Source organism: Leptotrichia rugosa (assembly GCF_041200005.1).
GTDB lineage: Bacteria > Fusobacteriota > Fusobacteriia > Fusobacteriales > Leptotrichiaceae > Leptotrichia > Leptotrichia rugosa.
In genome coordinates this window covers 2088709-2100846 of the sequence record NZ_CP165644.1, presented here as the reverse complement: position 1 = coordinate 2100846, position 12138 = coordinate 2088709, and the positions used below count along the sequence as shown (strand labels likewise).

10 protein-coding genes and 2 pseudogenes are annotated in these 12138 nt (G+C 30.2%); all 12 read left to right on the top strand.

Annotation, left to right across the window (positions count from 1 at the left end):
- Positions 1–778 precede the first annotated feature (778 nt).
- The 12 genes and pseudogenes from rpmH to AB8B22_RS10725 all read left to right on the top strand — a co-directional run bounded on the left by rpmH (position 779) and on the right by AB8B22_RS10725 (position 12067).
- Positions 779–915 (top strand): annotated as a pseudogene (gene rpmH, locus AB8B22_RS10780) (50S ribosomal protein L34).
- Positions 916–1002: 87 nt separating this feature from the next.
- The gene (gene rnpA / locus AB8B22_RS10775; RefSeq protein ID WP_094079525.1) at positions 1003–1329 is read left to right on the top strand and encodes a ribonuclease P protein component; all 327 of its coding nucleotides are present in this window, start codon (positions 1003–1005) and stop codon (positions 1327–1329) included.
- On the top strand, positions 1329–1538 hold the full coding sequence (yidD, locus tag AB8B22_RS10770) for a membrane protein insertion efficiency factor YidD (RefSeq protein ID WP_216639367.1): 210 nt from the start codon (positions 1329–1331) through the stop codon (positions 1536–1538). Before rnpA ends, yidD begins: the two co-directional genes overlap by 1 nt.
- 40 nt (positions 1539–1578) lie before the next feature.
- Positions 1579–2256: a YidC/Oxa1 family membrane protein insertase gene (locus AB8B22_RS10765; protein WP_369711082.1), complete on the top strand. Its 678-nt coding sequence runs from the start codon at positions 1579–1581 to the stop codon at positions 2254–2256.
- On the top strand, positions 2222–3019 hold the full coding sequence (locus tag AB8B22_RS10760; protein ID WP_369711081.1) for a protein jag: 798 nt from the start codon (positions 2222–2224) through the stop codon (positions 3017–3019). The genes AB8B22_RS10765 and AB8B22_RS10760 overlap by 35 nt, the downstream gene beginning before the upstream one ends.
- A 31-nt stretch (positions 3020–3050) precedes the next feature.
- Complete coding sequence (mnmE, locus tag AB8B22_RS10755; RefSeq protein ID WP_094079522.1) at positions 3051–4421, top strand: tRNA uridine-5-carboxymethylaminomethyl(34) synthesis GTPase MnmE; 1371 nt, start codon at positions 3051–3053, stop codon at positions 4419–4421.
- Positions 4422–4642: 221 nt separating this feature from the next.
- Positions 4643–6620: pseudogene (gene gyrB / locus AB8B22_RS10750) on the top strand (DNA topoisomerase (ATP-hydrolyzing) subunit B).
- Between the two features lie 45 nt (positions 6621–6665).
- Complete coding sequence (gene gyrA / locus AB8B22_RS10745) at positions 6666–9224, top strand: DNA gyrase subunit A (RefSeq protein WP_369711079.1); 2559 nt, start codon at positions 6666–6668, stop codon at positions 9222–9224.
- Positions 9225–9250: 26 nt separating this feature from the next.
- Positions 9251–10015 (top strand): GntR family transcriptional regulator, encoded by a 765-nt coding sequence (locus tag AB8B22_RS10740; protein ID WP_094079519.1) that lies wholly within the window; start codon positions 9251–9253, stop codon positions 10013–10015.
- Between the two features lie 283 nt (positions 10016–10298).
- On the top strand, positions 10299–10751 hold the full coding sequence (locus AB8B22_RS10735) for a YfcE family phosphodiesterase (protein WP_094079518.1): 453 nt from the start codon (positions 10299–10301) through the stop codon (positions 10749–10751).
- A 100-nt stretch (positions 10752–10851) separates the two neighbouring features.
- Positions 10852–11295 (top strand): PTS sugar transporter subunit IIA, encoded by a 444-nt coding sequence (locus tag AB8B22_RS10730; RefSeq protein WP_314080696.1) that lies wholly within the window; start codon positions 10852–10854, stop codon positions 11293–11295.
- 280 nt (positions 11296–11575) lie between these two features.
- On the top strand, positions 11576–12067 hold the full coding sequence (locus tag AB8B22_RS10725; RefSeq protein WP_094079516.1) for a PTS system mannose/fructose/N-acetylgalactosamine-transporter subunit IIB: 492 nt from the start codon (positions 11576–11578) through the stop codon (positions 12065–12067).
- Positions 12068–12138: the final 71 nt, after the last annotated feature.

Genomic DNA, 12138 nt, shown 5'->3' with positions numbered 1-12138 from the left:
AATTTCATCTCCCTTTTAATTAAATTATTTCAAATGAATCAATAGCTTTAAAAGTCACTCTCTTTCAGGATTTTATTAATTTTTATCCAAATTAAAATTTTACTTTTCCACATTAATAAAACAAAAATTTTAGAGTTTTCCACATTTGGTTTTCCGCATTTTTTAGATTTTTTATTTTTTTGCTAAATAAATAAAAAAACTAGAGAGTTTTCCACAATTTTTTTATTTTTTCCCCTTTTTTTCAAATTTGATACATTTTTATATTATGAATATAACATATATAAAATAAATAATCAAGATTTAGCAAAAAGTTTTCCACATAGTTTTCCACAGGTACTAGATACTATATTTACCTGGTTTATTGTTATTTTTGCTCAAAATTGACAAGTTTTCCACATAAAAATGAATAGCCTATTTTACTGGATTCCCACATTTTTTCCACATTTTTTTAGTTTTCCACATCAAATTGTGGGAAACATGTGGGAAACTTTGTGGAAAAAAGTTTTCCACAATTTAAGTAAAAGTTTTCCACATGTTATTCTCTGGCAAACCCTTTATTCATCAATATTCCCACATTTCCACATTGTATAATAATAATATATATATAATAATATATAATATATTATAATAATAGACTGTGGGAAACTATGAAAAACTAAAAAGTTAATAAGTTGGTAAAGGGATTTTACTTGACTTTTATTCAAATTTTGTATATAATATTTATAAAATACTAAAAATTGTTGAAAAGAAAAGAAAAAAGAAAGGAAAAAAGAAAAAAATGACAAAAAGAACATATCAACCAAATAAAAGAAAAAGAAAAAAGATCACGGTTTTAGAAAAAGAATGCAAAATAAAAGTGGAAGAAATGTATTAAAAAGAAGAAGAGCAAAAGGAAGAAATAAATTATCTGCATAATTTATAAGTTTTACAAACAAAATTAAATTGTAGGGGAATATTTCCCCTGTTTTTTAAATAAAAAATGAATTAAAAAGAAGAAGAAGTATGTATATCAATAAAATAAAAAAAACAAAAGATTTTTCAATAATATATAACAAATCAAAAAAAGTGCATACCAAGTATGCTATTATTTTTATAAAAAAAAATTTCAAAAAAGAACAAAGATTTGGATTTGTAGCAAGTAAAAAAACAGGAAACTCTGTCTATAGAAATAGAATCAGAAGACTATTTAAAGAATTTGTAAATCTAAACAAAGAAAGATTTCACAAAGATACAGACTATGTTTTTGTAGGTAAATCAATTTTAAAAGATAATCTAAAAAATATAAAATATAAAGATATAGAAAAAGACCTAAGCAAGGTGATAAAATGATAAAAAAAATTTTATTATTTCTAATAAAAATTTATCAAAAGATTATTTCTCCTATATTTGGAAAAAGATGTAGATTCTATCCAACTTGTTCAGAATATTCAAGACAGGCAATTACAAAATATGGAGCGATAAAAGGAACTTACTTAAGCATAAAAAGAATACTAAAGTGTCATCCCTTTCATAAAGGTGGTTATGATCCTTTAAAATAATTAAAAACTTAATATAAAAATAAAATACGGAGGAAAGTTTATGTTCAAAATACCAGCATTGGTAAACTTTGTTGTATTTGTACTAAATGCTATTTACAAAATTGTAGGGAACTATGGAATAGCAATAATTATTGTGACAGTACTGATGAGAATAATTATATTCCCGCTAACACTAAAACAGGAAAAATCAATGAAAAAAATGCGTGAAATACAACCTGAAATGGATAAATTAAAAGAGAAATATAAAGATAATCCTCAAGAATTTCAAAAGAAAACAGCAGAATTATATCGTGAAGCTGGAGTAAATCCACTAGGAGGATGTCTTCCACTATTAATTCAATTACCAATATTTGTAGCATTATATTATGCATTTATGGGTGAAGCAATACCCAATGATGCAAAATTTTTGTGGTTCACATTAAAACAGCCTGACAAATTATTTATGATAGGAACATTTGCGTTTAACCTATTGCCAATACTAAATGTAGTTATTACATTTGTTCAGCAAAAAATGATGGCAACACCTGGACAAGATAATCAGCAGATGCAGACAATGATGTACATGATGCCAATTATGATGTTATTTATATTTTATAGAATGCCATCAGGAGTAACTTTATATTACTTAGTTTCTGGAGCACTGGCACTGTTGCAACAATATATTATTCTAAAAGGGAGAAGTGATGATGGAGAAAATAATACTAAAGTCACAAAATGAAGAAGAACTTAAAGAGATGATAGAGCGTTCTCTAACTTTACAAGAAGATGAAACTTATCGTGTAAAGATATTAAAATATCCAAAAAAAATATTGTTTGTCAACATAAAAGGGGAATATGAAGTTGAAATTATAAAAAAATCTGAGTTAGAAAATCTAGAAAATAAATTTTCTAAAAAAGAAAAAAAACAAGTAAAAGAAAATATAGAAAATAATTCAAAAGATGTAGAAGAAAAGAAGATAATTTCAAAACCAAATTCAAGTAAAAAAAACAATTTTAAAAATGAAATCAAAAAAAGTACAGCAGATGCGACCGTTGATAAAATTAGAGGTTTTTTTAAAGAGTTCATAGTTAATACAAAGCTAGATATAAAAATTATTGCTATAAAGAAGGAAAATAGTGATAAATATTTAGTTTTACTGGATGGAAAAGATATGAGATACATCATCGGAGAAAAAGGGAACACACTAAATAATTTTGAATATCTGATAAGCGTATTAAGAAAATTTAAAAATATAAAAATTATGGTAGATTCAAATAATTACAAGGAAAAGAGAGAAATTTCACTTAGGGAACTTGCTAGAAAAAAAGGGAAAATAGTGCTTTCAACAGGAAATGCCATAAAATTGAATCCAATGCCGGCAAGAGAACGAAAAATAATTCACGAAGAAGTTTCATTTATGCACGGACTTAAAACAGAAAGCTTTGGAGAAGAGCCAAAAAGATATTTAGTTATAAAAAAATTTGATAACAAAATAAAATAAATAAATAAATGATTTAAAAAGAGGTAGAAAAATGTTATGGGATGACACAATAGCTGCAATTTCAACACCAAAAGGTGAAGGAGGAATTGCAATAATAAGAATATCTGGCGATAAATCATTTGAAATTTTAGAAAAAATATTTAAAAGACAAAACCCAAACAGTGATTTGGGTTTTTCTAAATTAAATTATGGGTTTATCAAAGATGGGAAAAAAATGATTGACGAAGTGATGGTAGCAAGATTAAAAGCGCCAAAAACTTACACCTGTGAAGATATTGTGGAAATAAATTGTCATGGAGGAGTGGTTGTTTCGCAAAAAATATTGGAGCTAGTTTTGAAAAATGGAGCAAGACACGCAGAAAAAGGGGAATTTACCAAAAGAGCTTTTATGAACGGGAGAATTGACTTATCTCAGGCTGAAGCGGTAATGGACATCATTCATGGAAAAACTGAAAAAAGCGTGTCTTTATCATTGGATCAGCTAAGAGGAGATTTGCGGGATAAAGTAAATAGTTTTAAAAAGGCACTTTTGGATATTACAGCACATGTGAATGTGGTGCTTGACTATCCTGAAGAAGGAATTGATGATCCGCTTCCAAAAGATTTACGAGATAATCTTGAAAATGTGTATGAAGAAGCGAATAGACTTATTGAGTCGTATGATAAAGGGAAAAAAATAAAAGAGGGGATAAAGACAGTCATTGTTGGAAAACCAAATGTGGGAAAATCGACTTTGCTAAATTCACTTTTGAGGGAAGAGAGAGCGATTGTGACGCATGTGGCAGGGACGACAAGAGATGTAATTGAAGAAGTTATAAACATAAAAGGAATTCCTTTGGTGCTTGTGGATACAGCTGGAATTAGACAGACTGACGACATTGTGGAAAATATTGGGGTTACAAAATCAAAAGAGTTTATAGAAAAAGCGGATTTAGTTTTACTTGTGCTAGATGCTTCAAAAGAATTGGAAAAAGAAGACAGAGAAGTGATTGAAAAAATTAAAGAAAATGGTAAAAAGGCGATAGTTTTGTTAAATAAAATTGATTTGGCAAAAAAAATTGATTTAAAAGAATTTGATTTGGAAAATGTTGTGGAAATTTCAGCAAAGGATAATATTGGAATTGAAGATATGGAAGAAAAGATTTATTCTTATATTATTTCTGAAAAGGTTGAAGATTCTTCGGAAAAACTTGTAATTACAAATATAAGACATAAAACGGCGCTTGAAAAGACGAAAGAGGCAATAAAAAATATTTTTGAGACAATAGATGCTGGGCTTCCTATGGATTTGATTTCGGTTGATTTGAAAGAAGCGCTTGATAGCCTTTCAGAAATTACGGGAGAAATTTCATCTGAAGATATTTTAGACCATGTGTTTGGAAATTTTTGCGTGGGAAAATGAAAAATACAGAGAAATAAAATTTTAAAAGTAATTTAAAAATTTAGCTCAAAATGAAATGTAGATTATGCAAATAGAAAAGTTTGGGAAAAGTGCACTAAGGAAATTAAAACCAAAATGTAGTATAATATATATAAGTAATTTTAAATTTTATATAAAAAATTTTAATTAAAAAATTTATTTTATAAGAATATAAGAGAAGATAAAGAGAGGGATTATAAAAAATGGCTAATAATTACGGAGCTGAAAGTATTACGGTGTTGGAGGGACTGGAAGCTGTAAGGAAAAGACCTGGAATGTATATAGGTTCAACATCATCAAAAGGGCTGCATCACTTGGTGTGGGAAATCGTCGATAATAGTGTTGACGAAGCACTTGCAGGAGTTTGTGATAAAATTACTGTGAAAATACTTGAGGGAAATATTATTGAAGTAACAGATAATGGGCGTGGAATTCCAGTTGCGATGCATAAAACAGGAAAATCGACGCTTGAAGTGGTTATGACAGTGCTTCACGCCGGAGGGAAATTTGACAATGACAACTACAAAGTGTCAGGAGGACTGCACGGAGTGGGAATTTCGGTTGTCAATGCTCTATCTGAATGGGTGGAGGCAACTGTTACAAGAGATGGACAGATTGTAAGACAAAAGTTTGAAAGAGGCGTGCCGACTTCTGCTCCAGAAAAGATTGGAGATGCTCCGCTTGACGCTCATGGAACAGTTATTAGATTTAAGGCGGATGATGAAATTTTTGAGACGACGGTTTATGACTATTCTGTTTTGGAGTCAAGATTAAAAGAGTTGTCGTATTTAAATAAAGGGCTTAAAATAAAATTAATTGACGAGAGAAAAAAAGACGATATAAGAGAAGAAGAATTTCATTTTGAGGGAGGAATAAAAGATTTCTTAAATGAAATAACGGACGATGAAAAAATTGTAAATGATGTTATTTATATGGCGGATTCGTTTGAAACTCAGCCTGCCAGAGAAGTGGAAGCTGTGGACGAAAATGGAAATATTTATATGAAAAAAGTTGGGGCAAAAATAGTTGAAGTGGAAATTGCGATGAATTACACAACTGCTCAAAGAGAAATCGTCTATTCATTTGTAAATAATATAAATACCCATGAGGGTGGAACTCATGTCAGTGGATTTAGAACGGCGCTTACTAGAACAATTAACGACATAGCAAAACAGATGAATTTGATAAAGGAAAAAAGTGGTACATTTCAAGGAACGGATGTGAGAGAAGGACTTGTATGCATAATAAGCGTAAAAATTCCCGAACCGCAATTTGAGGGGCAGACAAAGACTAAGCTTGGAAACAGTGAAGTGACAGGAATTGTTTCAAATATTGTTGGAAGCAATTTAAAATTCTATTTGGAAGACCATCCGAAAGCGGCTGAAAAAATAATAGAAAAAATGACAATGTCAAAAAAAGCAAGAGAAGCGGCTAAAAAGGCAAGAGAACTTGTACTAAGAAAAAGTAATCTGGAAGTGGGTTCACTTAAAACTAGCTGACTGCTCTTCAAAAGATCCTGCTGAATCAGAAATATTCATAGTCGAAGGAAACTCAGCGGGAGGTTCGGCAAAACAGGGAAGAGATAGAAGATTTCAGGCAATCCTGCCGCTTCGTGGAAAAATATTGAATGTGGAAAAGGCAAGTGTGCACCGTACGCTTGAAAATGCAGAAATACGTGATATGATAACTGCATTTGGAGCTGGATTTGGCGATGATATGAACCTTGAAAAATTGAGATACCATAAAATTGTAATAATGACGGATGCCGATGTCGATGGGGCTCACATAAGAACATTGATGCTGACATTCTTTTACAGACATTTAAGAGAATTGATAAATGAAGGATATATTTACATAGCGCAGCCTCCTTTATACAAAATTCAGGCTGGAAAAGCAATCAGATACGCATATTCAGACGAACAGCTAAAAAAAGTTACAAAAGTACTGGAGAGTGAAAATAAAAAATATACAATTCAGCGATATAAAGGGCTAGGAGAAATGAATCCTGAGCAATTATGGGAAACTACCTTGGATCCAGAAGTAAGAACACTTTTGAAAGTTTCAATGGAAGATGCTTCGTATGCTGATAAAATGTTTAATATTTTAATGGGTGATAAAGTTGAGCCAAGACGTAAATTTATTGAAGAAAATGCAAGTTATGTCAAGAATTTGGATATTTAAAACTGCAAGAAAATTTTGAAAAAGAAAAAGAAATGAGGTAAATAAATGTCTGATGATTTCAGAGATGACAAAGAAAAAAAAGATGAAGTAGAAAAAAATAAAGAAAACAATGAGAAAGAAGTAACTTTAGAAGGAATTTCTAAAACGACGGACTTATCAAATGAGCAAAATGTCTATATCGAAGAAGAAATAAGGTCTGCATATCTTGATTATTCGATGAGTGTCATTGTGAGCCGTGCTTTGCCTGATGTGAGAGATGGGCTAAAACCTGTTCATAGAAGAATACTTTTTGCAATGAATGAAATGGGGATGACCCATAAGACACCATTTAGGAAATCTGCAAGAATTGTCGGAGATGTACTGGGGAAATACCATCCGCACGGAGATTCTTCAGTTTACGGGGCTATGGTCAGAATGGCGCAAGATTTTAACATGAGATATGAGTTAATTGAAGGGCACGGAAACTTTGGTTCAATTGACGGTGATGAAGCAGCTGCCATGAGATATACTGAAGCTAGAATGGACAAAATTACGGAGGAATTGCTAGCTGACATAAATAAAGACACGATTGATTATAGAAAAAACTTTGATGAAAGTTTGGACGAACCAGTTGTTCTTCCTGCAAAATTGCCAAATCTACTTTTAAATGGAGCAAACGGAATAGCGGTGGGGATGGCTACAAATATTCCTCCACATAATCTAGGGGAAGTCGTTGATGGAATTGTTGCATTAATTGACAATCCAGAAATTTCGATTGATGAATTAATCGGGTACATAAAGGGTCCAGATTTTCCAACAGGTGGAATAATTAATGGAAAACAGGGAATTTATGATGCATACAGAACTGGGCGTGGAAAACTTCGAGTGGCAGGACGTGTGGATGTGGAAACATCAAAAACTGGAAGACAGTCAATAATTGTGACAGAATTGCCGTATCAGGTGAATAAAGCAAGACTTATCGAAAGAATTGCAGATTTAGTAAAACAGAAAAAAATATCAGGAATTTCGGATTTACGTGATGAAACTGACAGAGACGGAATAAGAATCGTAATTGAGCTTAAAAAAGGCGAAGAAAGTGAGCTTGTACTGAACAGTCTTTACAAATTTACTGATCTGCAAAATACTTTTGGTGTGATAATGCTGGCATTGGTTGACAATGCACCAAAAATTTTAAATTTGAAACAAATTTTGGAAAAATATTTGGAGCATAGATTTGAAGTAATTACAAGAAGAGTTAAATTTGAGCTAAATAAAGCTAAAAATAGGGCTCATATCTTGGAAGGATTTAAAATTGCACTGGACCATATTGAAGAAGTAATAAGAATTATTAGGGCTGCAAAAGATGCCAATATTGCAAAAATAGATTTGATAAATGCCTTTTCATTTTCAGAAGTACAGGCTAAATCAATTCTTGATATGAGACTACAAAGGCTAACTGGGCTTGAAAGAGATAAAATTAACGAAGAATATGATGAACTTATGAAGCTGATTGCAGAATTAACAGCAATTTTGGAAGATGACAGTAAAGTATTTGAAATAATTAGGGAAGAAGCTCTTAAGTTAAAAGAAGATTTTGGTGACAAGAGAAGAACAGAAATAAGAGATGCGAGAGCTGAAATCAGTATTGAAGATTTAATCAAAGATGAAGAAGTGGTTGTGACACTTACTGAAAAAGGTTATGTAAAGAGAATAGCAATCGACACATATCGTTCACAAAAAAGAGGTGGCGTTGGAGTAAGTGCCACAAATACTGTGGAAGACGATGTGATAAAAGATATGTATATCGCCAAAAATCTTGACACATTTCTTATTTTTACAACAAAAGGAAAAGTGTTCAGTATAAAAGTGTATGAAATTCCTGAAACGGGAAAACAGGCTCGTGGAAAACTTATAGGAAATATTATAAATCTGGATAATGACGAAAAAGTGAGCACAATAATAAAAGTTCGTGAATTTGAAAAGGATAAAAACTTATTCTTTGTAACACGAAATGGAGTTGTTAAAAAATCTGAATTGACATTATTTAGCAACATTATGAAAGCTGGAAAACGGGCAATTAGATTAAATGACGAAGATGAAGTTATGTTTGTAGGACTTACAAGTGGAAGTGGAGAAGATGAAATTTTTTCGGCAACTAGAAATGGTATTGCAATAAGATTTTCTGAAAAAGATGTAAGAAGCATGGGAACTGGAGCTGCTGGTGTAAAAGGAATAACTCTCAGGGATAAAGATAAAATTGTGGGAGCGGCGATTATTAATTCAAAAATAGATGATGATAAAATTAAAATTTTGACAATTACTGAAGAAGGTTACGGAAAACGGACTAAATTATCAGAATACAGACTGACTTCCAGAGGCGGAAAAGGTATTATAAATGCTAAATTAAATGAAAAGACAGGGCTTATAATAGATGTTAAAATAGTCGGCAGTGATGACGAAATAATGCTTATAACTTCTGAAGGTACGCTTATTAGAACGAAAGTTGACAGTATTTCTACATTTGGACGTTCTTCGCAAGGAGTTAAAATAATGAAAGTAAGAAATAGTGAAAAGATAGTTTCAACAGTAAAAATAACAGAAACATCTGAATTAGAAAAAAAATAAAAAATTGATATTGGGAAGTGATTGAAATGTTATCTAAAAAAATTTTATTTTTAATTACAGCAGAAAATGAAATTAAGGCATTGACACAATTTGGAAAAAAATTTAAAGAAAAGTATGATGTGCAAATGGATGTAATTTATGTAAAAGATGTTTTGAAATATGAAATTTTTCCTGTAGCAGTCGAAGGAATTGGTGTAAATGTGGGAATGAATTATTTTGTTAAAGAATACAAGGACCAGGAAGAAAAAACTTTTCAAAAAATAAAAAAACAGATGGACAGCTCTTTTGAAAAAGTTTATGCAAAAGAAGGGGAAACTGATGAAGTTGCGCTGGAAGAATTAAAAAAATACGATGCACTTGTTTTGGTAAAAAATGAAAAAGTTAGTCCAGTTTTAAAAGAACTTTTGAGAAGTAACTATAAGCCTTTGATTATTTTACCAAATGTGGAAGAATTTGAGATGGAAAATATACTTTTACTGGATGATGGCGCTTATAATGCGAATAAGACGTTATTCACATTTTTATACATGTTTGGGGAACAAAAAATAAATGTTCTTAGGGTAAATAGCGAAATTGAAAAGGAAGAAGATGGACTTGCTCAAAGATTTGGTGAAAATTATAATTTGATTTATAAAAAAGGCGAAACTTTTAAAACGCTTTTACAGGAAACTAAAAATCATGATTTCATTTTGATGGGGGACTTAAGATACACTATTATGGTGGAAAAAATTACAGGAAAATTGGGAATCAGACTTCTTGAAAATGTAAAAAAACCAATATTTATAGTATAATACTTTAAACTATATCCAAAAGATTAAATAAAAAGATGTTTATTTTGGATATAGTTTTTTTTATGAATTTTTGATAAAAAATTTTAAATAAAAGAAAATTTTATAAAAAATAACATAAAAACAGAAAAGAATAATAAAAAACTAACTAAATTAAAATTTTGATTAATTATAATTATGACACACAAAACATGATATAAACAATTTTTCTTATCTAGAATAGTTATTTCTTTTTATTTAACAAAAAATTAATATTTTAATTGAAAAAGAAAGGAGAAACAAAATTATGAAAGCATTAATTTGCTCTGACAGCCACCAAAGACTCGATTATTTTCAACAAGTGATGGAGCTGGAAGAACCAGAAGTTGTCATATTTGCTGGAGATCACAGCACCGATGCATTTGATATGTCACTTGTATTTAGGGAAATTCCTTTTGCAATTGTAAAAGGAAATACTGATTACGATGACTTCGACACGAGAGAAACAAAAATTTTTGATTTATTTGGAAAAAAAGTTTTACTTACTCACGGACATCTTTTCAATGTAAAAACAACTCTTAAAGAACTTGAAAAAAAAGCTCGTTATGAAAATGTGGATATCTGCATATTTGGACATACTCACAAGGAATTTTTGGAAGAAAAAAATGGAATAATTTTTGTAAATCCAGGCGCATTGCAAGATAAAAAATATGTGATGTACTATGGCGGAAAAAGATTTGAACAAAAAATTTTAAAATAAAAATTTTTTTTACTAAAAATTTGCAATATAAAAAAAATGAGGTATAATTTTATTAACAAGTTCTTTTAAGAAATTTTATTTGGGTGAAAGGAGAGTTTTTATGATTAATTTAATTGTAGCAACTCATGGAAAAATGTCGCAGGAAACTGTTAATCTTACAAAAATGGTTTTAGGAGAAAGTGAACAGCTGGATTTTGTCACTTTTGTGCCTGGAGAAGGACCTGAAGATTTGATAAAAAAATATCAGGACATTATTGCAAAATATAACAGTGAAGGAACATTATTTTTGGTGGATTTATTTGGTGGAAGTCCATATAATGCAGCATGTCGTGTAGTTGCTGAAACAAAAAATACTGATGTAATAACAGGGGTCAATGTGCCTATGTTACTAGAAGTATTAGATGCTAGAGAAGAAACAGACGATGTTGCAGAATTAGTTCAAATTGCAAAAAATTCTGGAATTAACGGAATTAAGATTTTCAGTGAATTGTTTGTTGACAGTTCAAGTGATGAAGATGAAGATTTGGATGAGTTGGATTTATAAAAGTTTACTAAACATTTATGAATTGAAATATAAAATAAATGTGAAAATTTTTTAGCTGAAAATAAAGAGTGTCAATAATTTTTTGTGAATTTATAGATGAATTTAGTAAATTCAATACTTTGCTGTTCTATTTATACAAAAATTTTTACACACTCGAAAAAACAAAATTTTAAAAATTAAGTAAAAAAATATAAAAAATAAAAAAGAAGGGAGCGTTACTGCAAACTAAATTAAAATAAAAAAAATAATTACAGAGTTTTCGGTAGCGGGAAATAGAATTATGGAATTAGTTTTAACAAGAATAGACTCAAGATTAATACACGGACAAGTTGCGACTTCATGGGTAAAAGCAACTAAACCTGAAGCAATTTTTGCGGTAAATGATGATGTGGCAGAAGATAAAATTAGAAAATCACTTTTATTACAAGTGGCACCTGAAGGAGTAAAATCATTTGTAATACCTGTTGAAAAAGCAATCGCAGTTTATAAAAACCCTAAATATGCTAAAACAAAAGTAATGCTGCTTGTTACTTGTCCAGCTGATGTTGTTAGATTAATCGAAGGTGGAGTTGACATTAAAACAGTCAATGTTGGAGGAATGACTTTTAAAGAAGGAGATAAATTAATTTCAAAAGCAGTTGCGATTAATAAAGATGACTTGGAAGCATTCAATAAATTAAGATCTATGGGAGTAGAACTTGATATGAGACAATTAGTAACTTCTGCAAAAGAAGATATTAATTCTAAACTAGATTCTATTTCATTTGACTAGTAAAAAATATCAGGAAATATAAAATTTCCTGATTTATTTAGTAAAATTAAAAATCATTGTAAAGTATAAAA